Source organism: Deefgea chitinilytica (assembly GCF_016881405.1).
Classification (GTDB): Bacteria; Pseudomonadota; Gammaproteobacteria; order Burkholderiales; family Chitinibacteraceae; genus Deefgea; species Deefgea chitinilytica.
The window spans coordinates 403,031-428,718 of the sequence record NZ_WOFE01000001.1 but is presented as its reverse complement, the minus strand read 5'-3'; the positions used below and the strand labels follow the sequence as shown (position 1 = coordinate 428,718).

General features: G+C 48.5%; 23 protein-coding genes. 9 read left to right on the top strand and 14 right to left on the bottom strand.

From position 1 onward, the window contains the following. Positions 1-61 precede the first annotated feature (61 nt). Both GM173_RS01965 and GM173_RS01960 read left to right on the top strand, forming a co-directional pair. Positions 62-1,855 carry a methyl-accepting chemotaxis protein gene (locus GM173_RS01965; RefSeq protein WP_203569641.1) on the top strand — a complete coding sequence of 598 codons (1,794 nt, stop codon included), beginning with the start codon at positions 62-64 and terminating at the stop codon, positions 1,853-1,855. Between the two features lie 6 nt (positions 1,856-1,861). After that, complete coding sequence (locus GM173_RS01960) at positions 1,862-2,350, top strand: DNA-deoxyinosine glycosylase (protein WP_203569640.1); 489 nt, start codon at positions 1,862-1,864, stop codon at positions 2,348-2,350. On the opposite strand, the gene GM173_RS01955 is transcribed toward GM173_RS01960, so the two are convergent. Next, entirely contained in the window at positions 2,347-4,032 is a 1,686-nt protein-coding gene (locus tag GM173_RS01955; protein ID WP_203569639.1) for an ABC1 kinase family protein, read from the bottom strand. The genes GM173_RS01960 and GM173_RS01955 overlap by 4 nt on opposite strands. Positions 4,033-4,125: 93 nt before the next feature. On the opposite strand from GM173_RS01955, the gene GM173_RS01950 reads away from it, so the two are divergent. After that, entirely contained in the window at positions 4,126-5,061 is a 936-nt protein-coding gene (locus GM173_RS01950) for a C40 family peptidase (protein WP_239078202.1), read from the top strand. 49 nt (positions 5,062-5,110) lie between these two features. Here the strand turns inward: GM173_RS01950 and astE are convergent, their stop codons facing one another. The 6 genes from astE to GM173_RS01920 form a co-directional block, all read right to left on the bottom strand. Then, complete coding sequence (gene astE, locus GM173_RS01945) at positions 5,111-6,112, bottom strand: succinylglutamate desuccinylase (protein WP_203569638.1); 1,002 nt, start codon at positions 6,110-6,112, stop codon at positions 5,111-5,113. Positions 6,113-6,246: 134 nt separating this feature from the next. Beyond that, complete coding sequence (gene astB, locus GM173_RS01940) at positions 6,247-7,605, bottom strand: N-succinylarginine dihydrolase (RefSeq protein ID WP_203569637.1); 1,359 nt, start codon at positions 7,603-7,605, stop codon at positions 6,247-6,249. Then, complete coding sequence (gene astD / locus GM173_RS01935) at positions 7,602-9,059, bottom strand: succinylglutamate-semialdehyde dehydrogenase (RefSeq protein WP_203569636.1); 1,458 nt, start codon at positions 9,057-9,059, stop codon at positions 7,602-7,604. The genes astB and astD overlap by 4 nt, the downstream gene beginning before the upstream one ends. 12 nt (positions 9,060-9,071) lie before the next feature. Then, a complete protein-coding gene (gene astA, locus GM173_RS01930) occupies positions 9,072-10,094 on the bottom strand; it encodes an arginine N-succinyltransferase (RefSeq protein ID WP_203569635.1) in 1,023 nt (340 codons plus the stop codon). Between the two features lie 168 nt (positions 10,095-10,262). Then, positions 10,263-10,766 carry a C40 family peptidase gene (locus GM173_RS01925; protein WP_203569634.1) on the bottom strand — a complete coding sequence of 168 codons (504 nt, stop codon included), beginning with the start codon at positions 10,764-10,766 and terminating at the stop codon, positions 10,263-10,265. Then, positions 10,759-11,697: a histone deacetylase family protein gene (locus GM173_RS01920; protein WP_308439565.1), complete on the bottom strand. Its 939-nt coding sequence runs from the start codon at positions 11,695-11,697 to the stop codon at positions 10,759-10,761. Before GM173_RS01920 ends, GM173_RS01925 begins: the two co-directional genes overlap by 8 nt. 147 nt (positions 11,698-11,844) lie before the next feature. On the opposite strand from GM173_RS01920, the gene GM173_RS01915 reads away from it, so the two are divergent. The 6 genes from GM173_RS01915 (at position 11,845) to GM173_RS01890 (ending at position 19,037) form a co-directional block, all read left to right on the top strand. Next, positions 11,845-12,780, top strand: coding sequence for an AAA family ATPase (locus GM173_RS01915; protein ID WP_203569633.1), 936 nt, complete (start codon positions 11,845-11,847; stop codon positions 12,778-12,780). Between the two features lie 14 nt (positions 12,781-12,794). Continuing rightward, positions 12,795-13,784, top strand: a complete 990-nt coding sequence (locus GM173_RS01910; RefSeq protein WP_203569632.1) for a DUF58 domain-containing protein — start codon at positions 12,795-12,797, stop codon at positions 13,782-13,784. Then, a complete protein-coding gene (locus GM173_RS01905) occupies positions 13,781-15,715 on the top strand; it encodes a transglutaminase TgpA family protein (RefSeq protein ID WP_203569631.1) in 1,935 nt (644 codons plus the stop codon). The genes GM173_RS01910 and GM173_RS01905 overlap by 4 nt, the downstream gene beginning before the upstream one ends. An 81-nt stretch (positions 15,716-15,796) precedes the next feature. Then, complete coding sequence (gene hemH / locus GM173_RS01900) at positions 15,797-16,903, top strand: ferrochelatase (protein WP_203569630.1); 1,107 nt, start codon at positions 15,797-15,799, stop codon at positions 16,901-16,903. A gap of 69 nt (positions 16,904-16,972) precedes the next feature. After that, complete coding sequence (locus tag GM173_RS01895) at positions 16,973-17,671, top strand: response regulator transcription factor (protein WP_203569629.1); 699 nt, start codon at positions 16,973-16,975, stop codon at positions 17,669-17,671. Next, a complete protein-coding gene (locus GM173_RS01890) occupies positions 17,631-19,037 on the top strand; it encodes a sensor histidine kinase (RefSeq protein ID WP_239078201.1) in 1,407 nt (468 codons plus the stop codon). Before GM173_RS01895 ends, GM173_RS01890 begins: the two co-directional genes overlap by 41 nt. Positions 19,038-19,142: 105 nt before the next feature. On the opposite strand, the gene GM173_RS01885 is transcribed toward GM173_RS01890, so the two are convergent. From GM173_RS01885 to GM173_RS16270, 7 genes are all read right to left on the bottom strand, one after another. Continuing rightward, complete coding sequence (locus GM173_RS01885) at positions 19,143-20,294, bottom strand: NAD(P)/FAD-dependent oxidoreductase (RefSeq protein WP_203569628.1); 1,152 nt, start codon at positions 20,292-20,294, stop codon at positions 19,143-19,145. Between the two features lie 71 nt (positions 20,295-20,365). Further along, positions 20,366-20,530, bottom strand: coding sequence for a rubredoxin (locus tag GM173_RS01880; protein WP_203569627.1), 165 nt, complete (start codon positions 20,528-20,530; stop codon positions 20,366-20,368). A gap of 65 nt (positions 20,531-20,595) precedes the next feature. Beyond that, positions 20,596-21,081 carry a rubrerythrin family protein gene (locus GM173_RS01875; RefSeq protein ID WP_203569626.1) on the bottom strand — a complete coding sequence of 162 codons (486 nt, stop codon included), beginning with the start codon at positions 21,079-21,081 and terminating at the stop codon, positions 20,596-20,598. A gap of 136 nt (positions 21,082-21,217) precedes the next feature. Further along, entirely contained in the window at positions 21,218-22,156 is a 939-nt protein-coding gene (locus GM173_RS01870; RefSeq protein ID WP_203569625.1) for a LysR substrate-binding domain-containing protein, read from the bottom strand. Further along, positions 22,157-22,675, bottom strand: a complete 519-nt coding sequence (locus tag GM173_RS01865) for a disulfide bond formation protein B (protein WP_203569624.1) — start codon at positions 22,673-22,675, stop codon at positions 22,157-22,159. A gap of 28 nt (positions 22,676-22,703) precedes the next feature. Next, positions 22,704-23,879: a patatin-like phospholipase family protein gene (locus tag GM173_RS01860; RefSeq protein ID WP_203569623.1), complete on the bottom strand. Its 1,176-nt coding sequence runs from the start codon at positions 23,877-23,879 to the stop codon at positions 22,704-22,706. A gap of 147 nt (positions 23,880-24,026) precedes the next feature. After that, the gene (locus GM173_RS16270) at positions 24,027-25,475 is read right to left on the bottom strand and encodes a sensor domain-containing diguanylate cyclase (RefSeq protein ID WP_203569622.1); all 1,449 of its coding nucleotides are present in this window, start codon (positions 25,473-25,475) and stop codon (positions 24,027-24,029) included. Positions 25,476-25,688 lie beyond the last annotated feature (213 nt).

Here is a 25,688-nt window from a genome sequence, read left to right as displayed (position 1 = left end):
TGCCGATTGGCAAGCAATAGAACTACAACAATAACAAGAATTCTAAATACTCGGGTGCACCATGAGCATGATCGCCGAATTTCATAAATCCTTTGAGCGCAATTTTATTCCGAGCTTAGGCCGTAAATTTGCATTCATTGGATTGTTCTTTTTTTTTCCAGTCTGCATGCTGATTGCGGTCTATGGCGCCGAGTCAACCCTGCAAACTGCACTGAACAACGTTGACAATAGCAGTGCTCAAGTTATCTTAAATGAACTCAGCCAGCTTAAACGTTATGCTTGGATTAGCCTCGTTTTAACAAGCTTGCTATGTCTTATCCAAATAACCTATTTCCATTTCTGGATCACAAAACCGATACAGCTCATCAATCAAGTATTTGACGATGCTGCCAGCCACGAGGGCGATTTATCCAAAAACATCCCCGCCCCCTACTCCGACGAAATTAGCCAGCTCGCGCTGACTTGTAATCGCTTTTTAGGCAAGCAACGCGATATTGTTTCTAATGTACAAACCATGACCGTAGGCATGGCGCTAGAAGCGGCGAAATCACAAAAAGATATCAAAGACTCAGCATCGGCCACGACCCAGCAAGACCAACTGGCAAGAAAGGTCGTCGAGGCCAGCAATAGCACTACTGAGGGCATTAACCAAGTTTCTAATCGGACAGGCGAAATCTCGCAAACAACCGCGCAAAATTTAGTAATGGCTAGACAATCGTATGCGGAACTACAAGATGTCACCAACCGCATTAATGCCATTACCCAGAAAATAGGTAATTTCAATCAAACCGTAGACGGTCTAAATAAACGCTCTGCCAGCATCAAAACCATTGTCGATCTCATCAAAGAAATTGCTGGGCAAACTAATTTACTGGCGCTCAATGCCGCCATCGAAGCGGCACGGGCTGGTGAGCAAGGGCGCGGTTTTGCCGTGGTGGCCGATGAAGTACGCAAATTAGCGGAAAAAGTAGGCGTTGCCACCGATGAAATTTCCGGCGATATCGATAGTATGCTGGGTCAAGTGGCTGAAACCTTATCCGAAACCGTGATGATCACCAGTGATGCCAACCGTACGCAAGAAGTGGTTGATAAAGCATCGCAACAGTTTGCGCTACTGATGAGCGATTTTGAAATGACGGCACAAGCGCTATCTGGAATTGCTGCGACCCTGGAAGAATTTACCGTCTCCAACAATCTGGTCAACGCAAATGTTTCGGAAATTCATCAGCTCTCGCTCGGCGTGAACGAAAAAATGAATCGCTCCGCGCAATCATCAAAAGACGTCGCCGAAGCGGCAGAGAAAGTGCAAGCAATGATTGGCCGCTTTACCGTGGGACAAGGAGCACTAGATCAAACCATCACTCAAGTGTGTGAATACCGCGATCGCGTTGCCGAAAAAATTGAAGCACTAATGAATCGTGGCGTGAATGTGTTCGATCAAAACTATCAAGCCATCCCTCAAACGGCGCCACAAAAATACAAAACCAGCTACAACCAGTATTTTGTGCAAGAAATTCAGCCTATTTATGATGAGCTAGCCAAGCTGGCTTTAGGGGGGCGCTTCTCTTTGGCAGTGGATACCAACGGCTACGGACCGACTCATAATAGCTGGTACTCCAAGCCTTTAACCGGCGAGAAGGCCGTTGATTTGATCAACAGCCGTGACCAACGGATTTTCAATGATCCGGCAGGGTTACGTGCAGCGAGAAATACTGAACGATTTTTGCTGCAAACTTATCTGCGCGACACTGGCGAAATCATGACTGAAATCGATGTGCCGATTATGGTGGCAGGACGCCATTGGGGTGGTTTACGTTTAGGTTTTGATGGTGCTGCAATTTTAAGCAACACCTAAGCTCAAATGGAAAAAAGTAGTTTTGGCGCCATCCTGCGCACCGATTGCCGGATTTTAATTTTAGGTAGTTTGCCCGGAGATGCCTCGCTGAATGCGGGGCATTATTACGCCCATCCACGAAATGCTTTTTGGCTGATTATGAGCCAATTATTACAAATCGGGCTCAATACACTGCCTTTTGCACAGCGTTACGACATACTGCAAGATCATAGGATCGGTTTATGGGATGTCGTCGCACAAGCAAAACGGCAAGGTAGTCTGGATGCCGCGATTCAGCAAGCGACACTCAATCCAATTATGCAGCGCTGCGCATCTTTATCTGACCTGCAGTTAATTGCTTTTAATGGGCAAACCGCGGCCAAACTGGGCAAACGGCAAGTGCCTGAGTATATCCAGCAAGCTGTTTTACCCTCTAGCAGTCCGGCGCATACCCTGGCAATAGACAGCAAAACAGGCTATTGGTTACAGGTGTTAAGACCCTATCTGACAAATTAACGCTCATCCTTGCTCGAAATCCAGATTGCAAACATCAGCCAAATCGCATTCATTAGTGCCAACACAAAACCCAGAAATCCCAGCAAAGGCATGCCAAACAGCGTTGGTCCAGTTTTTATTGTCATCGCAATCGACGAACCAATAATCAAGGCCCCTGTCACAATACCCATCGTTAAGCGATTAGCACTTTTGGCAATTAAATTACCAAATCGATCGAGCCTTTTGAGGTCTAAATCTACTTTCAGATTGCCGCGCCGAGCTTGTTTAATCAGCTTACCAATATCACGCGGTAAACCGGACAACACGCCAAACGCTTCAAATAAATTGTCTTTGCCGTTTTTGAGCCAAGTTTTCGGACTGAGACGCTCCAAAATCACTTCTTTCACAAATGGTGTCAGATGCGGCACCATTTTAAATTCCGGATCAAGCTGACGGCCTAGTCCTTCCAAAGTAATCAAAGCCTTGAACAGCAACGTCAAATCTGATGGCAAAGTGATTTCATGCTCGCGCATCATCACTGCAACATCATTGAGCATATGGCCAAACGGCACGTCTTTAAGCGGTAGGTTTTCGTAATTGAACATAAAGTCGGCAATGTCGCTGGCAAGCTTGTCTTCATCCACCACCGTATCGCCCGTCCACTCCAGCAATACATTCAAAATGCCGTGCTCATCGCGCTGCGATAAAGCCGCGAGTAAATCCACAATCTGATCCCGGCGTGGATGCGGTAATCGCCCAACCATGCCAAAATCAAGAAAAGCGATGCGATTACCTGCGAGATACTTCACATTGCCAGGATGCGGATCAGCGTGAAAATAGCCATCAATCAGCACCATTTTCAACACCGCATCTGCGCCGCGAGCAGCTAATACTTTTCTATCCATCCCCGCCGCATCAGCCGCCTGTAAATCATTACCGGCAATACCACCAATGTAACTCTGAACATTTAAACTCTCACCAGTCCATTCCCACCAAATTTTGGGAATCTCAATCTCATCGTGACCAGCAAAGTTTTGTACAAAACGCTCTAAATTGCGCGCTTCCGTGGATAAATTCAGTTCACGGCGTAAAGACTTGGCAAACTCATCCACAATCCGTACCGGTTGATAGCGGCGCAAATCGGGGAATTCAAATTCAGCTAATGTGGCGATATGTCGCAAAATCCTCAAATCAGCTTCAATCTTCGAAATAATTCCGGGACGGCGGATTTTTAATACGACTTCAGTACCATCTTGTAACTGCGCACGATGCACTTGCGCAATCGATGCAGAGCCGATCGGCTGCGAATCGAGTGCTTTAAAAATATCATGTGGATCGGCACCTAATACCTGCTGCAACTCTGGCAAAATCACGGCAAAATCCAGCGGAGGAACGTCGTTTTGCAGCTTCTCAAACTCGGCAATCCACTCTGGTGTAAACATATCCACACGGGTGGCCAGCACTTGACCGAGTTTGATAAAGGTCGGCCCCAATTCTTCTAGTGCTTTGCGGACGCGAACCGAGGGATCCATTAACTGAATTTCATGATCTCCAGGTAAATGCAAAGCATCGCTAGCGCGCTCAATCCCTTTATTCAAGCCCAATTTTTGCACTAAATTACCAAGGCCATAACGAATCAAAATCGCTACAATCTCACGCACCCTTGGTAAATCGCGCATCACAGTGAACGTTTCTTTTAACATTGGGTCTCAAATTCCTTAAGCCGATCGATTAAATTTAGATTTTCTTGATTTTATGCTTTACAGCCCTATTCCACATACGTACAGTTCTTGCCCATGAAATGGATTGTCATTATCACCACACTTTTCTCTCTCACCGCGGCCAATAGCTTTGCGGATGAAGACATGCCGATTGGCGATACGTCACCCAGTGCGTGGTTGGGTAGCGGCGATGCAGCAGCCCCAACTACCGCAAAAACGCGCGCAAAAAAAACAGCTGCGCGCCCAACTGATAAAACCACCGACTACACCCCCGCGCAAGATTTATTACTATCAGCAATGAGCTTAATCGGCGTGAAATATACTTGGGGCGGCAACACGCCTGAGTCGGGTTTAGATTGCAGCGGTTTTATTCGCTACGTATTTCAAAACTCGATGAATATGACCTTGCCACGTACTGCGGTTGAAATGGCACAAACTGGTAAAACCATCGACAAAACTGAATTAAAGCCTGGCGATTTAGTTTTTTTTAATACCTTGGGCCGTACTTTTTCGCACGTAGGCATTTATCTAGGCGACAATCGATTTATCCATTCTCCCCGTGCAGGCCGCAGCGTCGAAGTGGCAAACATGGGGCAAAGCTACTGGACTAGCCGTTTTACAGGCGCTCGTCGTATTGCCGATAGTGGCGCAGAAGGTCTGAACGTCAATGCCATGCTCGCAAACTCGAGCAATGAAGCAAGACGCGTTTCTACTTCGTCACGCGTAGTGAATACCGCCACCGCGAGTTCTCGCACTGAGTGCAAAAAAGTCATTACTGGCAAAGGTAAAAACAAAAAAACGGCAATGAAATGTGCTCAAGTCAAAATTAACAACGCTGACACAAACGCAAAGCCCGCCAAAGCCAGCCGCGGAGCAAAGGCAACAACTTCAAGTGCGCGTAAAACTGCGGCAAAGGCACCTGCCAAAAAGAGCGTATCACAAGCCCCAAAAACGCCTAACAAACCAAATACGAAATCGAAAACTCCAGCGAAAAACACTGCCAAGAAATAAATAAAAAGCCATTCAAACATGAATGGCTTTTTATTTACCGCAATCTTTTTTAGCTGGACAATTGATGTGCAGGAACAATAATCAAACCCGCACGCTGCCCCGGTGGCACATCTGGATTTGGGAAAATAATCCGAGCATCCGCTTCGGTCACCACAAACTCCTCACCCTGATCGACCGCCAACACCATGCCGACTGGCAATGGCGTAAAGTTGTCAGTTTTTCCATCAATCGCAAATTGGAAATCATGGCTTTTTTTCGGTATTTCACGCGAGACACGGAAGATCTTCACATGAGCAGGAACCAGCTCAGGCATCGGCAACTCACCTTGTATCAAACCTTGCAAATAAGCCGCCATTTTGGACAAATCAATACCTTGATTATGCCCAAAAGGTCGCGCGCTACCTAATTCAACGGTAAACGACGCAGCATCGCATTGCCGACTCGTAAAGAAAGAAAATGTACTCGACGTCGTCGATTGCAATAACACTGTATCAACGCCAGCCAAAGACAAACGAGCAATTTCCGTTGCTGAAAATGGCTTATTCGCTTTGGGTAAGGGATAAATGGCAAACTTTTCTATCAAAGAGCCATGAATTGCAGTGTGTAAATCATAATGAAACCGAGGGCGGTTTTCTCCACCGGCTTGAAAAAAACGCATCACATGCATTTCTAGCATCGCAGCGCGGCGTTTTTCGACTCCATCATCCACGTCCGGTGTGCGACTAAACAGTCGATTCATATCTTCTTCAACAAATCGCTGACCTAGGCGCAACGCCGCCACATTACCAAAGATAAATAAAACCCGTGCCCGTACTTTGATCGCACCAGCACAAATTTGCTCAATCAATTGTTCAACCAACTCAACCGGTGCCGTTTCATTACCATGAATACCGCAGGAAATCACCACATCAAAAGTATGCTTAACCCCATCTTGTGGCTCAAACCGAATTACGCCCTCATCCATCACTTGAACGCTAGCGCCACTCTGCAAACAATACGGCAACGCAATCGCGGTATGACCAGCGAGGGTTTCTTGTAAAAAACTACTCATGCGCAAATTCCTCAACAAACATCTCAGTCGTCAGTTTTGATTTTAGCAGGCTAGCTAGCTTAAGTAATAACCTCAGCCCTTAAACTAGGCGCAGTCACCGCACGCACACCATCCTGCAAATACCAAACTACTCCTTATTCATCGCGCCCATGTAATTGAAATGGATAAATCGAGCCTAAGCGCATAATTTGCGTTAATTCATCCAAAGCAGTCCGAACTTCATTTAAAAGTTGCGGATCAAATAAATCACTTTCCAGTAAACGATCACGGTAATGGCGCTCAACCCAGCTGCATAGCTGCAAATACAGCGTGTCATTCATCCAAACGCCAGCATTCACTTGTGCTGCCTCTGACTCAGTCAGCGCAACCCGCAGCCGCAAACAAGCAGGGCCACCGCCATTTTGCATACTTTGCTTGAGGTCATAGACCAATAATTCATCAATTGGCCCACCACTGCTTTGCAAAGACTGCAAATAAGCCCAAACCGCAGGGGTATTTTTGCATTCCTCTGGCACCAGCAATCGCTGCTTGCCGTTCGGTTTCGCCAACAATTGGCTGTTAAACAAATACGATTTAACGGCATCAGCCACACTCACCGAATCACGCGCCACTTCGATCAGCTGCAATTGCCCTGCCATTTTTTCATTCAGCTCAGCATACACCTGCTCTGACCGCAAAAATGCGTCCTGATGGCAAAACAACACGTTCTGATTACCCACCGCAATCACATCGTTATGAAACACGCCCGCATCAATCACCGCCGGATTTTGCTGCGCCATCACCGTGTGACTTGCCGCCAGACCATGCCGCCGAATCACCGCTTCGCACGCTTCCCGCGTTTGCCGTGCCGGATACTTGCTCGGCTCGACTTGCCCACCCCAATGCTGCCGCCCGTACACAAAGAACTCGACTCCCGCCTGACCATAATCATGACAAAACCGAGTGTGATTTGCCGCCCCCTCATCACCCAAGGCCGCCATCATCGGCAAGGCTTCATGCACAGTAAAATGAGCGGGGTTTGAAAAGATAGCTTTTAAACTACGAAATGTTTGCCGATGCTCAATCGCACGATGAAATTTATTCTGCAAATTAGCGACGGTGAAATGTACCCGACCATCTTGCGTATCGGCCGAGGGGCTAACCGTCGCAGCATTAGCCGTCCACATCGACGATGCCGAACTCATCGCCGATAAAAACCCTGGCGAGGTATTGGCAAGAGACTTAATAATTTCTTGATCCGTACCCGTATACCCTAGGTCACGCATCAACCACAGCGCCGGACGTTCTTGCGGCGGCAACACGCCTTGCTGATAACCCAGATCGGCCAAGGCTTTCATTTTTGCCAAACCTTGCAAAGCCGCTTGGCGCGGATTGGCCGCTTGTTTTGCATTGCCCGTTGAAGCGACATTACCAAACGAGTGGCCACCATAATGATGTGTCGGCCCGACTAAGCCATCAAAATTGGCCTCAAAAGCGCGTTCATTGCTGCTCATAAGCTCATTCCTGCGGGTAATTGCGACGGTAAAATCAACTTCTCAGCTTCCAAAGAGGCCACCGGATAGGCGCAATAATCGGCGGCATAGTAAGCACTGGCGCGATGATTGCCCGAAGCACCAATACCACCAAATGGTGCAGCGCTTGAGGCACCTGTCAGTGGCTTATTCCAGTTTACGATGCCTGCCCGCGCTTCGCGCCAGAATATGTCGTATTGCTCACGCGAATCCGACAATAACCCCGCTGCCAAGCCAAACTGTGTTTGATTAGCCAACGCCAAGGCTTGCTTAAAATCGTCAAAGCGCAGCACTTGCAATAGCGGGCCGAAATACTCCTCGTCAGGCAAATTGTTCACCGCTGTGACATCTAAAATTCCTGGCGACAACAATGCCGTTCCTGACTGAATCCGCTCCATCGTCAGCAATGACACGGCGCCCATTTGGCGTAAACGCTCTTGTGCCGCCAATAAAATATTGGCAGCCGTCACCGAAATCACTGCGCCCATAAAGGGCTGCGGCTCAGCATCCCACGCGCCGACTTTTAACGCTGCAGTGACGCTGATTAAGCGCGCCAAAAAGGCATCGCCCCACGCACCATTGGGAATCAACAAGCGGCGCGCACAAGTGCAACGCTGCCCCGCCGAAATAAACGCCGATTGAATCACATGATGAATGGCCGCATCGACCTCAGCAACTTCCTCGACGATCAGCGGATTATTCCCGCCCATTTCAAGCGCCAAAATTTTCTGCGGCGCGCCGGCAAATTGCCGATGCAAGGCGTAGCCGGTATTCGCGCTGCCGGTAAAATACAAACCATCCAAATCAGGTTGCGCCGCCAAAGCGATCCCCGTTTCGCGGCCACCTTGCAGCACATTGAGCACGCCATGCGGTAACCCCGCCGCCATCCACAATTCAGCGGTTTTTTGTGCGGTCATTGGCGCCAGTTCAGACGGTTTAAACACCACGCAGTTACCCGCGATCAAGGCCGGAACAATATGTCCGTTGGGCAAATGACCAGGAAAATTATACGGACCAAACACCGCTACCACACCGTGTGGACGATGCCGCAATACCGCGTGTGCATCACCCTGCTGGGATTCTTTGGTGCCAGTGCGCTCATCAAAGCTTTTCAGTGAAATTTCGATTTTATTCACCATCGTGGTCACTTCGGTCAACGCTTCCCAACGCGGTTTACCAGTCTCAAGACCAATCACATCAGCAAGACTAGCCTGATTGGCTTTCAATAAATCGGCAAAATTGCGTACCAACGCAATCCGTTCCGATAAATCCAAGTCGCGCCAAGGCGCAAATGCCGCACGCGCAGCCTGCACCGCCGCACTCACGTCGTCCGCGCTAGCTGCTGGGCCTTGCCAAACAATGTCCTGCGTCACTGGATTACACGAAGAAAAAACTTCACCTTGGCCCAATTGCCATTGACCATTAATTAATTGCATAGGTATTACCCTCTAAGCTTTTGCTGACAATGGTACGGCACGAATACTATCGCCATTTTCCAAATTAAGACGTTGTAATACTTCACTCGTTAAAGGCAAAGCATCTTCCAGTGGACGGGTCATCGCCAAAGTCACTCGGAAATCGCCCAAGCGACGGTTACTCACTAACCATGGGGTGGCATTTTTGGGCTCGGCGGCCACGGCCAGCGATTGGTAGATGGTTGATTGCCGCACAGCACGAATGTCGGCCAAACTGCATTCCAAACTGGGGCCAGCATCAAAAATATCGACATAACCTTGATAACGAAAGCCCTCCGCCTCTAGCATCGCTCGTGCTGGCGCAGTGGCAGGATGCACATTGCCGAGCGCCGCTTGCGCTGCCTCTGACAAAAAGCAGGTATAAATCGGATGCTTAGGCATCAATTCAGCAATGAATGATTTACTGCCGACGTAGGATAAAAAATCCGCTTTAGCAAAATCCATCGTAAAGAAATGTCGGCCTAAACTTTCCCAAAACGGCGATTGCCCCGCCTCATCAGAAACGCCGCGCATTTCAGCGATGACTCGATCTGAAAACCGCTCAGGAAACTCAGCCATAAACAAAAACCGGCTTTTTGACAGCAAAGCGCCATTGCCATCTTTGCGATGTGAGCTCGCCAAAAACAGCGAGCACAACTCACTCGAACCGGTGAGATCTGAAGTTAAAAATAGCGTTGGAAGTTGCTTATAGATATTGAGTTCACGCGAAGCGTGCACCGATAAGCCAACACGATAGTTATACCAAGTGTCGTGCATGCCGAGCGCTGCCTCGATACCACAAATGCCTACAATTTCATGGGTGGCATCGTCTTCTAATACAAATAAATAACTGGCATCGGCCAATTCAGGGGTGGTGTTTAGGCTATGTAAACTGGTTTGGATTCGCTCATTTAAGCGCGCGGGATTGGGCTGCAAAGTGGTCACGCCAACGCCTGCCGTTTTTGCCAGCGCCAACAATGCGTCTCTATCATCAAGGCCAATCGGGCGTATCAACATGGTGTTCAACTTAATTAATCGTTAAATCAATGTAGCAAAGTGTGGAAAAAACGCGTATCGGGAGTTTCCCATGCAAAATAAAGAGTGCCACAGCGTTATTGCACAACTGCGAAATCAAGTCGGCTGAATGACTAATATCTAACAGCAACCGTATTTAATTGCGATGAATTAATCGGCCATTAAGGTGCGGCCACCTTCAAAACGCGGCGCAAAATAGCTGTTGGCTAAAGATTCGATCCTTACTTTGCCATTGGTGGAAGGCGCATGAATAAATTTATTGTCACCCAAATAAATTCCTACATGCGAAAAAGAACGGCTCGTCGTTTTAAAAAATACCAAATCGCCCGCTTGCAATTGTTCTTTGGGGACTGGCCGTGCGACTGAGGCGATTTCAGCGGCTGAGCGTGGCAAATTCACACCCAAAGCGTTTTTATACACCAGCAAAACGAGACCACTGCAATCAAGACCTGCCTCGGGATTGGTGCCGCCAAACTGATAATTAGTTTCCAATAAGCCCAAGGCGTACATCACAATTTCACGCCCTGCGCCATCGGCTTTAATGTTGGCTAAGGAGGGTATTGGCTTGGCAGGTTTGCTGGTAGCGGTTTTGGTTGAAGTACACCCAAGCATTACTAGGCTAAGCAGTAATACAGTGCAGATCGATTTAAGCATCCGACAGCACCTTGATGTGCTCTGTCACACTGCGCGCCAACGCCGATAGATCGTACCCCCCCTCCAGCATTGAAACGATGCGTCGTTCACTGTATTGCTCGGCAATAGTCATAATTTGCTTGGTGACCCAAGCATAATCGGCCTCGACCAAACCCATCGAACCCATATCGTCTTCCAAATGGGCGTCAAAACCAGCAGAAATCAAAATCAATTGCGGCTTGAATTCATGCAATGCAGGCAGCCACTGTTGCGTAACTACATCACGAAATTCAGCCCCTTTGCTGGCTCTAGGCATTGAAACATTCAACATATTCGGCCCTTTTGGCACCTCGCCCGAATACGGAAAAAACGGATGCTGAAAAATACTAACCATCAAAGCGCGTGGTTCATCAAATAAACAATCTTCAGTACCATTGCCGTGATGCACATCAAAATCAATAATGGCCACACGCTCCAAGCCATACACGGCCATCGCATGTTTGGCAGCAATCGCGACATTGCTTAAAAAACAAAAACCTAGCGCATTTTCACGCTCGGCATGATGTCCGGGCGGGCGCATAGCACAAAACACATTCTGTGCTTTGCCTTGCATCACCAGATCAACGCCTTGGATGCCCGCTCCCGCAGCGTGATAAGCTGCGTTGAGGGTATAGGGGTTCATCGCGGTATCGGGTTCCATATGCACATGACCTTGCGCAGGACTCGCGACTGCTAATCGATCTAAATATTGCGCGGTATGAACACGTAATAATTGTTCGCGCGTAGCAGGCTGCGCGGTAATATGTAACAAATAATCCCAAACTCCTGCGGCAATCAACCTATCCTGAATAGCAGCTAGGCGCTCAGGGCACTCGGGATGTCCCTTACCCATTTCATGCATCACACACGACGGATGACTAATAAATGCTGTTGCACCACAGGAACCTGACACAGACTTGCCCCTTACTCACGAATAATATTTATTGTTAAGCGTATGTTTGAAATGCAGCGAGCACCTCTCTCAGTCAAAAGCATTTAGATGCAGCACGCTCGCAAACACGCACTATCAGTTTACGCCGCACAGCAAAAGAGGGAAAGAATGAATCATTTAGGCCAACACAGCCTGTTGCAACAGGTGCACGAAGCCGAACAGCAACTCAACCGTATCATCCTTGGCAAAGCGCCGATTTTGCGTTTAGCTTTAAGCTGCATCCTCGCTCGCGGCCACTTACTGATTGAAGACGTACCTGGCGTTGGCAAAACCACTTTGGCGCACGCGATTGCAAATGTGTTAGGACTACAATTTGCGCGAATTCAATTTACCAGCGACTTGCTCCCAGCGGATTTGTTGGGAGTTTCGGTCTACGAGCGCAGTGAAGAGCGCTTTCGCTTTCATCCGGGACCGATTTTCACGCAAGTTTTGCTTGCGGATGAAATTAATCGCGCCACCGCCAAAACTCAATCGGCGCTGCTCGAAGCAATGGCTGAACAACAAGTCACCATTGATGGACAAACCAGTGCCTTACCGCATCCTTTTTTTGTGATTGCCACTCAAAATCCACAGCAGCAAATTGGTACTTTTCCTTTACCCGAGTCTCAATTAGACCGTTTTCTACTCCGAGTGCAGCTAGGCTACCCAGATCCCAAAGCCGAGCGAGATTTATTGCAAGGTATTGATCGGCGCGAATTATTGGCGCAAATCAAACCCGTTTTGAACGCCGAACAACTGATTGCGGCTCAAACCGCAATTCAATCCATTCAAGTTGCCCCCGCGCTACTTGACTACATTCAAGCATTATTGGCAGAAACACGGGAAAGCCAACAGTACACATGCGGATTATCGCCCCGCGCAGCCTTGGGTTTAGTCCAAGCCTGCAAAGCATATGCGTGGCTTGATGGGCGAAAAATGGTGATTCCCGATGATGTACAACAAATTTTTCCAGCTTTGGCAGGTCATCGACTGATATTGCGTCTGAGTGGCCGCAGTGACCCTGACTCAGCCAAGCAAATTCTTAAACATATTGCCATCCCATAAGATATTTCCATTTCATGATGACATTCAGATCGTCTTTCATCGGCCAATATCTTTATCCAATCTGGCTTCGATTTATCGACCATCGCCACCCGCCCAGCGAAGGGCGGCAGCGTATACGGCATCAAAGGCTGTATATTTTTCCGACTTGGTATGGTTTGGCTTATTTGATCACCATTCTGACGCTCTTGGTGGGATCGCTCAATTATCAACTCAGTCTTGGCTTTTTTTTCGCCTTTCTCATGATTGGTGTCGCACACGCCGTCATGTTACGCAGTTACGCTAATTTACTGGGTCTAGAATTCAGCACGAATTCGAGCCAAGCGGTTTTTGCCGGAGAAGACGCCTATTTTCCAATCACGCTACACAATCTAAAACCACAGTTTCGAGCTGGCATTGAAATCAATACTGGTAATGGCGAAGATGCCTTTGTATCTCAAGTGCCAGGTTTAGATCATCAAATAGTGTCCATAGCCATACCAAGCTGGCGACGTGGTCGACTCAAACTGCCACGCCTACGGATTGACTCTACGCAACCGCTCGGTCTTTTCCGCTGCTGGACTTATCTGAATCTTCAACAAGAAACGCTCATCTACCCTGCGCCAGAAAAAGATGCCCCCCCACTGCCTGAACATTTGCATGGGCAAGATGGCAAAGAATTTAATCTCATCGGAAATGACGATTTTTATGGCTTGCGTCCATTTCAACGCGGTGATGCTCGGCACGATATTGCTTGGAAACACAGCGCACACGGTGAGAACCTACTGATACGCCAATATCAATCACCTCTGGGCAAGTCCCTTTGGCTCAACTGGGATGAAATGCACGAGCTACAAACCGAACAACGCTTAAGCAGATTAACCGCATGGATTATTGCCGCTGAAGATGAACAACGTCCATATGGACTCAAATTAGGCCATAAAGAATTTGCGCCAGCACTGGGGAGCGAGCACCAATCAACATGCTTGCAAGCACTGGCGCTGTTTGGTCAAAGCGAGCCCCTATGAACATCAAAAAAACAGGCCGTACACTTCACCCACGTGAATTGCAACAAATCGGCCTTTTGATGGGGCTGGTTTGCTTCCCCCATTTATTGATGCAGCCAATCTGGCTGGCTGCCGTACTGACAATATGCCTGATTATTTTTTGCAGCTTAACACCGTTAATTCGCAGCAAAATCCCAGCTTGGCTGAGCATTTTTTTAGCCGTAATTAGCCTAGGCGTGGTGTTTAAAGCCCATGAAACACTGATAGGCCGCGAAGGTGGCGTTGCCATCTTGGTCGCGCTGAGCATCATTAAACTCTACGAAACACGAACTTTACGCGATGCGCATTCAATGTTTTTATTAGCGCTATTCACCACCGGCGTCGGATTTCTACAAGGACAAGCGCCATGGCAGGCGGCGATTGCCTTATTGGCTGTTTTTGCAATTTTTAGTATCGCGCTCAAACTAGAAAATCCTAATTTATCACTGGGTATATCAAGCAAGAAATCAATTCGACTAATTGCTGAGGCAATACCCATTGCACTTATCTTATTTGTTTTATTCCCCAGATTACCCGCCCCACTTTGGTCCACGCCCAGTGAAAAAATAGGCTTAAGTGGCCTCTCTGGCGAACAAATGAGCCCGGGCAGTCTCAGCCAACTCATTCAAGATGACAGTATTGCCTTTCGTGCAGAATTCAAAAGCCTAACCCCTAGTCAAGATCAATTGTACTGGCGCGGTCCCGTGTTTGATGTATTTGATGGCGAACGCTGGCTACCTGCCAAAAATAGCTATGGCGCAGTACCTAGCATCATTGCACAGGGCCCCAAGGTAGACTACCAAATCACGCTCGAGCCACATCAACAAAATTGGCTGCTCGCCCTAGATTTACCGACGACGACTCCCAGTGATGCCATTGTCGGACAACAATTGCAACTATTACGCAGCACACCAATTACACAACGACTGCGCTATCAAGCGACATCTACACTGAGTTGGCAAACCCAAGGCGATATCGGCGTCGCCGCCGCACTACAATTGCCAGCCAATCTCAATCCTAAAACCCGTGCCCTTGCCGCAACTTGGCTGAATTTGCCACCCGCCGAGCGAGTTCAAGCGGGATTAGATTGGCTCAAATCGAATGGATTTAGCTATACATTGAGCCCACCACTCCTGCGGCAGCGCGACCGAATTGACGAATTTTTATTTGCCAGCAAACAAGGCTACTGCGAACATTTTTCCAGTTCCTTCGCATTTTTAATGCGTGCAGCGAATGTTCCAGCCCGAGTCGTCACCGGCTACCAAGGAGGATTACTCAATCCCAGCAGCAATTACTACATCATCCGCCAAGCCGACGCGCATGCGTGGATTGAAGTTTGGCTGGCGGGACAAGGCTGGCAGCGGGTCGACCCTACTTTTGTGATCTCGCCAACCCGAATTGAACGCGGTCTTGGCACCAGCTTTCAGGGGGCAGGCTTACCCATGATGTTACGTAGCGATCATTTTTGGTTAAAAACATTGCGATTAAAACTAGATGTTTTCGTCAACAACTGGAATCAGTGGGTGATAGGCTACGACGATAAACGCCAACTAGATTTACTCAAACAACTCGGGATTGATGAATTTTTATCTCTGCGCTTTTTTCTATGGCTAGCGGGCGGAATTGCCCTAAGCTTGGGTGGTTTTGCGCTATGGCTGTTGCTCAGCAATCGGCCACCACCCGTTGATCTAGCTAGTTTACTCTATCAACGGTTTTGTACCAAAATGAGCAAATACCAGCTACACAAAGCGCCCTCTGAAACGGTCTTGCAATTTGCTCTGCGCTGCCAATTACAATGTCCAGCACAATCAACAGCAATCATGGAGATCACCCTGCTTTATCAAGAAGCGCGCTACGCCCAAAATACAGAAGCGCTACAGCAATTAAAACAAGCGATTGCTCGCTTTCCTTAAATCAGAATCAGTAAATTAATTTATGATTGAGGCTGAAACACGGCACACGTCCCTCCTACTCACTCAAACACCGACACCATCATGGCCCGATTTTTTATTGAACCAGCTTTTTCTCACCAAAATCCTGCCAAAATTGGCGTGTTATTAGTCAATCTGGGCACGCCAGAAGCGCCAACTGCCGCAGCCGTACGCCCTTACTTACGCCAGTTTTTATCGGATCCTCGCGTAGTGGAGATTCCAAAGCCGATCTGGTGGCTGATTCTAAATGGCATTATCTTGACAGTACGCCCCAAGAAAAGCGCCGAAAAATATGCCAGCATCTGGAGCAAAGAAGGCTCCCCACTCAAAGTATGGACTGAAAAACAAGCCAAATTGGTCAAGGGCTTGCTTGGGGAATCCTTTCCGGGACAATTAGTCGTCGATTATGCGATGCGCTACGGTAAGCCCTCGATCGAATCACAAATTGCCAAACTCAAAGCGGCCAACTGCCAAAAAATCATCATCGTGCCGCTTTACCCCCAATACGCCGCCAGCACCAGTGCCAGCGTTAATGACGAAGTGTACCGTGTACTGCAAAAAACGCGTTTTCAACCCGCCATTCGCACCGTTGCCCCATTTTTTGACCACCCTGAGTATATTGCAGCACTCGAACAGCAAGTGCGTCAGCACTGGCAAAGCAATGGCCGAGGCGATCACTTACTACTAAGCTTTCACGGCGTACCGCGCTATACACTCAACAAAGGCGATCCTTACCACTGCCATGCACTCAAAACGGGTCGATTATTGGCTGAAGCATTACAACTGAAACCTGAGCAATATACAGTCGCGTTTCAATCGCGCTTTGGTAAAGCAGAATGGCTCAAGCCCTATACCAGCCAAGTGATTACTGAGCTTGGTAAAAAACAAGTCGGTCAACTCGATGTGTTTTGCCCTGGATTTGTAGCGGATTGCCTCGAAACATTGGAAGAAATCGCTATCGAAGGACAGCATGATTTTGTCAGCGCAGGTGGCAAAAAATACAATTTCATCCCCTGCCTCAATGACAATCCACGCTGGATTTCGACATTAGAAACACTGATAAAAACTGAGCTGACAGGCTGGCTGACAAACGGTAAAGCTGACATCAGAAATAATAGTGAATTAAATCAATCACTTGACAAGGCAAAGGCTTTAGGCGCTGTAAATTAGGCTTGGGAAATTACAAAATTAACGCTAAACTCTGCGGTAAGCTTAATCTTACAAAAGAGGAACTACCCAATGACCACGAAACTGTTCTTAGCTGAAGACGACCTGATTCTCGCCGATGCACTGAAATCCAGCCTTTCACAAGCTGACTTCCAGTGCGACTGTGTCAATGATGGCGCCTTAGCTTTGCAAATTTTGTTGCACAATGACTACGACGCGGTCGTGCTGGACATTGGCCTACCCAATATGGACGGCCTGACCGTATTGCGTAATGTGCGCCAACACAAACCCTCGCTGCCAATCTTGATTTTGACCGCTTTAGACGGTTTGGAAGAGCGCGTTGCGGGTTTGGATGCCGGCGCAGACGACTATTTGGCCAAACCATTCGAGTTCTCTGAACTGGAAGCTCGCTTGCGTGCACTATTGCGCCGCAGCCAAATTCTGCCGCAATCAGTACAACAGCTCGGCAATTTGCGTTTAGATCGCGCAGGTCAACGCGCGTGGTGCAATGATACACCGCTTGATTTGTCAGCTCGTGAGCTCACCGTCCTTGAGATTCTGATGTCGAATATCGACCGTGTAGTGACCAAAGAGCAAATCGTCAGCGAATTGGGCAATGAAAACGCCGAAGTCGGCCTCAATGCGATTGAGGTTTATGTTCACCGCCTCCGTAAAAAATTAGACCCAGCTGGCGTTGTCATTCGTACCATCCGTGGCCTAGGTTATTTACTTGAAAAGCAACAAATTATTCCTGCAGATGCCAACAACTAAGACTTCCCTACGGCAGCAATTGCTGCTGTGGTTACTCCTGCCCCAACTGGTTTATTGCCTAGCTGGGGCAGTACTTTTTTTCACGGTGACATTGTTCTACGCCAATCGCGTAATCGACACGCGACTTGTCGAAACGGCGGAGTCATTAGCCAGACTAAGCCAAACTCATCATGCAGACATCCAACGCCTAGCGCCAATGGTCGTGCAGCAAACGGATCATCGTTTTTATGCAATTAGTCAACAAAGTGGCAACGTATTACACGGTAGCCCTGATTTTAAAAACACTGCAGCCCCATACCTAGCAGAAATCAATTCCAGGGCTGAACCATTACTGTTTGATGCCGTGCTCAACGCGAAGCAATTTAGAATCGCAGCCCTACGCGCCACGACGGCCAACGCAGAACCGATATTAATTCAAGTTGCGTTTGACTTAGACCAGCGCAATCGATATGCCAAGCAAATTTTAATTTCGACAGCCCTACCGCTTGCCTTATTAATTATCATCACCTGCTTACTGGTTTGGTGGGGAATTGGTCGTGGCTTACGCCCACTAGCGCAACTGCAATCGTTAATGGAACTTCGCAAGGCGCAAGATTTGTCGCCACTCTCACTACAAGATGCACCACGAGAACTGCAGGGACTTTCTAGTGCACTAAATCATTTACTATCGGGCACTGAAGAGAGCATCAATCGCCAACGCCGGTTTATTGCCGATGCCGCGCATCAACTACGCACGCCCTTGGCAGGCTTGAAATCGCAAACTGAACTCGCAATGCGGGAAAGCTCACCTGAAGGACTGCGTGAACGGCTTAATATGGTGCACACCAGTGCCACGCGCAGCATTCACTTAGTCAATCAATTATTAACACTGGCTCGCTCGGAACCCGGCAGCCAAACCGGCATTCCAAAAGTGCAAATGGATTTAGCCAAAATCATTCGTGATCTCACCGCAGAACTAGTGCCCCGCGCATTGGCGGCGCGGATTGATTTAGGCTGCGATTGCTTTGTCCCAACGGCGATGATGCACGGCAATTCGGCGCTATTACGCGAAATGTTTATCAACTTGGTGGAAAACGCGATTAAATACATTCCTCGCGATGGCAGCATCACCGTGCGCCTCACTGAAGATGCGCACAATTACATCGTGGATGTTGAAGACAACGGGCTAGGCATTCCTGACGAAGACAAAGCTCGCGTGTTTGAACGCTTCTATCGCCGCGAGCAAACCGGCAATGGCTGCGGCCTTGGGATGTCTATCGTCAAAGAAATTGTCGAGCGCCACGCAGGCACAGTTGAACTACTTGATGCCCAGCCACACGGCCTGATTGTGCATGTCGTACTCCCCAAAACAGAGCTACCAGCTTAAGTCATCCCTTGCAAAAAAATCGCCCCAATTTAATTGGGGCGACACGATAATTGCACTTAATCACCGGTCTGCATGAGCACAGTTGGCCGGCCACCGCGCGATGGCTTAAGCCAATACGACGGGTAAATCGGGCGTTAAAGCTTGTCGCTGTGCGGTCGCCGATCCCAGCAAGGCAAAGCCCAATAAACGTCCATCTGCAGCGCTAAACTTTGCCAGCATCCCTGTCTCACTAGGCTCCACATGCCATTCACCGACTGCGCCTAACGCCGGAGGTGCCACCACCGTTGGACAAGCAGGGGTTTTGACCATCACCGGCATTGCAGGGTATTTAACGCTAGTCTCGGTACCAGCTAGCGTAGCAGCCAATGCCCTTGCCTGCTGCATAATTGGGAAGACAAATGGCAAGTTCAAACCAAGCACCTCGGCACAATCGCCGACTGCATAAACATGGGGTTGGCTTGTTTGTAAATATTGATTCACCACCACACCACGATTGACCGACAGCCCCGCCGCCGCCGCGAGCTCAGTTCGTGCGCGCAAGCCTACCGCCGATAACACCAAATCAACGACGAGCGAGCTTTGGTCACTGAGCGTCACTTGCAATCCAGCATCCACTGTTTCAACGCTGTGTGCGGTGACACCCCAGTGGAACTGAACACCTGCGTCGCTTAATTTTTGTGCCAAGTACGCCCCGGCCTCTGGTGGTAATAAGCGCGACAAGGGCCAAGTCGCCGGATCAATCACAATCGGTGTAATATCACGCGCTAATAAGTCATTCGCAAACTCACAACCAATCAAACCCGCCCCCAAAATGGCGACTCGCCGAGCACCATCTAATTGACGATTAAATTGTGTGAAGTCGTCCAAATCATTCACGGACAACACCGCTGCTGCGGCCTGACCGTTCAGTGGCAAGCGAATTGGATCCGCGCCCAGTGCTAAAACCAAATCGCGATACGGCAATATCGTATCATCGCCAAGCACCACCTCTTGATGTTCGACATCAATTGAAACTACGGTGGTATGCGGCAGAATCGTTGCATTCAGTTCTTCGGCCATCTTATCAGCCGTTTTCATAATGAGTTGCTCAGCACTCTTGTTGGCAGACAAAGCATTAGACAGCATCGGTTTAGAATAAAACCCGGCATGATCACGAGACACCAGCATTAATGCGCTAGTTTTGTCTAATTTGCGAAATTCCCGCGCCAAATTGTATGCCGCAAGGCCGCTACCGATAATAATCACTGGCGCTGACATTCTAGTTTCCCTATCTAATTCAATCCATAAAAAAAGCCGACCCAAGCCGGCTTTTTTGACATTTTGCGCTGTTAAATCTGCACCATATCAAAGTCCGCTTTCGCCACGCCACAGTCAGGACAGGCCCAGTCTTCTGGAATATCAGCCCATGCCGTACCCGGCGCAATGCCTTCATCGGGCAAGCCCGCTGCTTCGTCATAGATAAAACCACATACCACACATTGCCATTGTTTCATTGTGCACTCCTAATTAGGTATAGCGCTAAGCGCCTTATTATTAAATTGCTTGGATAAGATACCCATCATTTATTTAAATTATCTAATGCTGCTTGATAATGATTAGCGTGGCGTTCTTCTACTTTGGCCAAAGCGGCAAATCGCTTAGCGGCTTTTTCCAGCACAGCTTTAAACATCTCTGCGTGCTCTTTTGATTCAGCGATTTGTTCGTCGATTTCTTTTACCGCAGCATGTTGGCCTTCTTCAACCGCAATATGGCGGAACTTTGGATACATCTCAGTGTATTCATACGTTTCGCCCTCAATCGCAAATTGCAAGGCTTTGGCCGGTGTCATCTTGGCTTTAGGGAACAACAGATCAAGGTGACCAAATGCATGCATGACTTCTTGATCAGCGGTCGCTTCGAACGCTTCTGCCGTTGCCACATCACCCATTTCGCGGCACAACTTCGCGAAGTAGCGATATTTAATATGCGCCATTGATTCACCGGCGAAAGCCGATTCAAGGTTTTGAATGGTCAAAGAATCTGGATTATGGAATGGTGATGCCATGAAATACCTCTTCGTTGAGATCAGAAAGCCAGCTGATGCTGACTCCTGATCCATATTAATTGCGAACGAAGACAAGAATACGACGACTCGATTGATATTTCCAATGACTTATTTACATTCAATAGTTAGCAAAAAACTATTGGCTGACCAGCGCAGCAGGCAAACGATGGATAGGCTCTAAATTCGACTGCAATATCGCTTGGCGTACCGCCTCAATCGCCGCGTGTCGCGGAAAGTTTCGTCGCCATGCCAAAATCACCCGCCGCGATGGAACTGGCTGAGCAAATGGCAGAACACTCAGCAAGCGCTCATCAGCCGCGCTGACCGAAGTGGCAGGTAACACGGTTACACCAATTCCGCCCGCGACCATATGCCGAATCGTCGTCAATGAAGATCCTTGTAAAGTCCGCTGCAAACTCCCCACCGACATGCTTTCTCGATTCAAATCGGAACAGGTTTGCAGTACTTGATCGCGAAAGCAATTTCCAGGCGACAATAGCAGCACATTTTCTTCGGACAATTGTCCAGAAGCGATCGATTCTAACTGCTCCCACGGGTGGCCTTTGGGGGTTGCAACCACAAAATCTTCGTCATACAAGGCTTGAGTGCTAATGCCGCCTTCGTGAAACGGTTCAGCCAAAATCGCCAAATCGATCTCACCTTGTTTAAGCATCTCGCTCAAGCGCGCTGTGTAGTTTTCTTCCAGCAATAATTGCATTTGCGGCGCCAGTTCGCGCAGCCGAGGAATTAAATGCGGTAATAAATAAGGTCCAATAGTGTAAATCACACCGAGGCGCAACGTGCCAGCTAGTGGATCTTTACCCTGCTCGGCCAATTGCTTCACCACCGAGACTTCTTCAAGCACGCGCTGCGCCTGCTCAATGATTAATGAGCCAGTTGGTGTGACAGTGACATCGCCAGCGGCACGCTCAAATAAGGCAACACCAAGCTCTTCTTCTAATTTTTTCACCGCCACCGATAATGTTGGCTGCGATACAAAACAGCTATTTGCAGCGCGGCCAAAATGACGTTCGCGCGCAACGGCAACGATATAGCGAAGTTCAGTCAGCGTCATTTAAAGCCCCCGACGGCGGATTTCAACCAATCGTGTCCGCGCCAACATCGACAACAGCAACAAAAAGCCAATAAACGCAACTAACAACCAAAATGGCATCGACATCCCAAACAAAGTGAAATCCGCGACCGAACAATCACCAACCGGACGAATGACGGCAGAAATCCAGCCAGGTAAAGCATTTAAATCGATCGGAAATGGCAAACTGGCAGCACAGCTAATCCCGCTTTCTTTCGGCCCAAACTGTAGCAGTAAATGCCACACCGTAATCGCTGCGCCCCAGAGCGCAACCAAAGCATATACCGAAGAAAAAATCATTACGCCACGCCGTGTGCTGGGCCGCCACAGCACGGCCAGTAAACTGAGTAAGCCCAAGGCAATCACAATCAGGCGCTCATACACACACAATAAACAAGGCATGAGCCATTGATAGAATTGGTGATAAAGCGCAAAAGCCATCATACCAACGCAAACCAAGAACAAAACAAAAAAGCCAACTCGCCACCGCAATAAAGCCATGCCCGAACTCCGGCAAGATAGAAAAAATCTATTCTACGCTGCTTGACTGGGAATTTGCAGCCAAAAAAACACTGAGTTCGGACTCTTTTGCCATTGCATCGCGATAGCCCAGCCGAATTAATTCCCGCAAGTACCTGCCACTAAACAATAAATAGCTCGCCAGCACCGAGCCTTGCCGGCGAAAAGCCCCTAAGCCACCCAATAAAAAACGCATCCCTAAAGAAAAATCACGACTAAAACCCAAAGTCAGGCGCTCCAAAGGTTGTGACGGCGAAATCGTCAGCACTTCAATCGGCCGCAATTCTAATCCTGACTGCAAGCGTATGGCCTCAGGGATATGAGACAAAGTGCGATTAATCCGCATCATTCGTTCCAAGTCGGTATCAAGGCTATCCAGAAAAACACTATTCATTAATTGCCCAGTCACTTGGGCCAATGTGGGATAAATCGTGCTGCGTTGCCGCGCTGGCCCGCCTTCAAAATTGGGCGCCACCCCAATCACCAGTACACGCTTCGCGCCCAAATGGATTGCTGGGCTTAAGGGCGCAATTTGCCGCACCGAGCCATCACCAAAATATTCGCGATGAATCCGTTCCGCAGGAAAAATCAAGGGTATTGCGCTAGAAGCCATTAAATGTGAGATATTCAGCTCGGTACGGACACCGATTCGCTTTGCTCTGGCCCAATCTTGCAAGTCCGGCGCGGCTTGAAAAAAAGATACCGATTGCCCGCTGGTATAGCCCAAGCCAGAAATAGATACTGCACGTAAGACGCCCGCGTCGATATTGTGCTGAATTTGCGAAAAATTCATCCGCGCCGACAAAAACGCCCGCAGTGGCTCATTATCCAAAAAAGCCCGTGGGTTATAACGGCCTAATCCACCTAGTAACAAAGCCCCCAGCCAATGCCCCGCGGCACCAGCAAGCCACGGCAAGCTGCCGCGGTAAATGTCTTCAGGATGCAAACCTTGCCACATCCGCGCCAACATAAATACCGTTTTGCGAAACTCCGCCGCGCCAGCCGCCATCGCCGCCGCATTGATTGCGCCAGCTGACGTACCGCAAATTATCGGAAAAGGATTAATCGCATGTTGTGGCAATAAATGCGCGATCGCCAACAAGACGCCAACTTGATACGCCGCACGCGCACCACCACCCGATAAAATCAGCGCCGTGTCGGGCGCCACAGAAAGTGCCTGCTTCATCTCGACCACCTCCTGCACCACTGAAATCAGGGCGGCACTTTGCTACCCTTACTTCACGTTAGTCTGAGATTGGCAATCTGCCCATCATGCAGCGCAACAATCAACAACAACTAATCTAACATGATCGGGATTGGATAATTGGCGGCACTAAACATCGGCCATGACACAGTTACGCCCACTCGATTTGGCGGCGTACAGTAGTTGATCGGCGCGTTGGAAAAACTCGATTTCAGTCTCGCCCGGCTGCAATTCCACCACGCCCAAGCTGACCGTCACTCGAAATGAGTCAGGCAATGCAAAATCAAAATGAGCCACCTTCAATCGCAGTCGCTCAGCTAATTCTAAAGCCTGCGCTTTCGGGCAATCATCTAGCAAGATCACAAACTCTTCTCCACCCCAACGCGCCACAGTATCGCCAGCCCGTGCGCTGGCTCGCAGCAGTTGCGCCACCTGCTGCAACACCGCATCACCAGTGGTATGGCCAAATTGATCATTGACCTGCTTAAAGTAATCGATATCAACCAAGATGCCCGACACGGGCCGTGGCCGTCTGCTCAGCTCACTGAGTTTTTGTGTCAAGACCACTTCAAAGGCACGTCGGTTCAACAGCCGAGTTAAACCATCGGTTCTAGCCAAGGTTTCTAAATAACGCTGACTACGATTGATACTATACATTGCGATACACAGCACCAATAAAGTCACGAGCGCTGAAATCAGCAGATTAAACTGAAACATTCTTTGCACTGGCCGCAAATCGGCGGTTTCATTTTGCTCCACAATCAAATACCAGCCTAATTCAGGAATAAAACGCGTATTGAGCAGTATCAATTGGTCATTCAAGCTATAGGTAACAGCAATTGGCTCGGTTTGATGATTAAGAATTTTTGCTGCAACTTGGCTAATTCCCGCTTGCTGCAAGATTGAGGCTCTGGTTTGCTGGGTATCTCCCGTCAGCATCACTTGCCCAGCTTGATCCACAAAATAAACCCGTCGCTGAAACCGCGCCTCGTAGTTTTGCAGCAAATGGCGCATGCTATCGAGCGTAATACCGACCCCAGTCACACCAATAAACTGACCGGCATAATCGAAAATCTTGTAATTAATAAAGATCGTCATTTTGTCGCGATTTGCTAAATCAGGATCCACATTGGTTTCAAATTCTTGAGGCATATTCGCCACGCGAAAAAACCAAGCGTCTCGCTGATCGTCTGGCGCGACGGATTTAAGAATGCCACCACCGTAGTAATAGCGCAGCGTTTTAGCCGACACCAAAAAGCTACTATAAGTGCCATTTTTGTGTTTGACTTCCTGCAAAAAGCGCGTCAATTGAGTCGGATCTTGCTCCCCTGCCAGCAACCAATCGCGCACAAAAGTATCGTGCGCCATTTGTGATGAGATAAAAACGGGACGCAACATGTCTTTTTGAATTTCAGAATAGATATTGTCGCCCGTTAAGGGCAAAGCACTACCGATCAGCCCATCACGCAATGCATCTCGCGAAACGACATAACTGGCAATGCTGGTACTTAAAAAGCCACCGACCAATAAGATCGCCACCAACAGTAATAAACGTATTCGCTTGGGGATTCTAGGCACAACCAGTCCTCTACTAACTTATAAAAAGGATGTTGACGCGCATAATCAGAGCCTCAACACTCACCGGGTTACTATAGGTGAAAGCAAAGTAGCGAATAATACCCAAATTTAACTGGGTACCTTGAAAAAAAATCGAGCGAGCACAGGCTTTCAGCACGCTAAAAAACTGGAATTATTACAATGCAATAGGCGTGTCATCGATGTTTCGGTATA

What these genes read in the sequence shown, in the direction of transcription:
- GM173_RS01965 (WP_203569641.1), top strand. Translation starts at nt 62, where the DNA reads ATGAGCATGATCGCCGAATTTCATAAATCCTTTGAGCGCAATTTTATT.
- GM173_RS01960 (WP_203569640.1), top strand. Translation starts at nt 1,862, where the DNA reads ATGGAAAAAAGTAGTTTTGGCGCCATCCTGCGCACCGATTGCCGGATT.
- GM173_RS01955 (WP_203569639.1), bottom strand. Translation starts at nt 4,032, where the DNA reads ATGTTAAAAGAAACGTTCACTGTGATGCGCGATTTACCAAGGGTGCGT.
- GM173_RS01950 (WP_239078202.1), top strand. Translation starts at nt 4,126, where the DNA reads ATGAAATGGATTGTCATTATCACCACACTTTTCTCTCTCACCGCGGCC.
- astE (WP_203569638.1), bottom strand. Translation starts at nt 6,112, where the DNA reads ATGAGTAGTTTTTTACAAGAAACCCTCGCTGGTCATACCGCGATTGCG.
- astB (WP_203569637.1), bottom strand. Translation starts at nt 7,605, where the DNA reads ATGAGCAGCAATGAACGCGCTTTTGAGGCCAATTTTGATGGCTTAGTC.
- astD (WP_203569636.1), bottom strand. Translation starts at nt 9,059, where the DNA reads ATGCAATTAATTAATGGTCAATGGCAATTGGGCCAAGGTGAAGTTTTT.
- astA (WP_203569635.1), bottom strand. Translation starts at nt 10,094, where the DNA reads ATGTTGATACGCCCGATTGGCCTTGATGATAGAGACGCATTGTTGGCG.
- GM173_RS01925 (WP_203569634.1), bottom strand. Translation starts at nt 10,766, where the DNA reads ATGCTTAAATCGATCTGCACTGTATTACTGCTTAGCCTAGTAATGCTT.
- GM173_RS01915 (WP_203569633.1), top strand. Translation starts at nt 11,845, where the DNA reads ATGAATCATTTAGGCCAACACAGCCTGTTGCAACAGGTGCACGAAGCC.
- GM173_RS01910 (WP_203569632.1), top strand. Translation starts at nt 12,795, where the DNA reads ATGATGACATTCAGATCGTCTTTCATCGGCCAATATCTTTATCCAATC.
- GM173_RS01905 (WP_203569631.1), top strand. Translation starts at nt 13,781, where the DNA reads ATGAACATCAAAAAAACAGGCCGTACACTTCACCCACGTGAATTGCAA.
- hemH (WP_203569630.1), top strand. Translation starts at nt 15,797, where the DNA reads ATGGCCCGATTTTTTATTGAACCAGCTTTTTCTCACCAAAATCCTGCC.
- GM173_RS01895 (WP_203569629.1), top strand. Translation starts at nt 16,973, where the DNA reads ATGACCACGAAACTGTTCTTAGCTGAAGACGACCTGATTCTCGCCGAT.
- GM173_RS01885 (WP_203569628.1), bottom strand. Translation starts at nt 20,294, where the DNA reads ATGTCAGCGCCAGTGATTATTATCGGTAGCGGCCTTGCGGCATACAAT.
- GM173_RS01880 (WP_203569627.1), bottom strand. Translation starts at nt 20,530, where the DNA reads ATGAAACAATGGCAATGTGTGGTATGTGGTTTTATCTATGACGAAGCA.
- GM173_RS01875 (WP_203569626.1), bottom strand. Translation starts at nt 21,081, where the DNA reads ATGGCATCACCATTCCATAATCCAGATTCTTTGACCATTCAAAACCTT.
- GM173_RS01870 (WP_203569625.1), bottom strand. Translation starts at nt 22,156, where the DNA reads ATGACGCTGACTGAACTTCGCTATATCGTTGCCGTTGCGCGCGAACGT.
- GM173_RS01865 (WP_203569624.1), bottom strand. Translation starts at nt 22,675, where the DNA reads ATGGCTTTATTGCGGTGGCGAGTTGGCTTTTTTGTTTTGTTCTTGGTT.
- GM173_RS01860 (WP_203569623.1), bottom strand. Translation starts at nt 23,879, where the DNA reads ATGAAGCAGGCACTTTCTGTGGCGCCCGACACGGCGCTGATTTTATCG.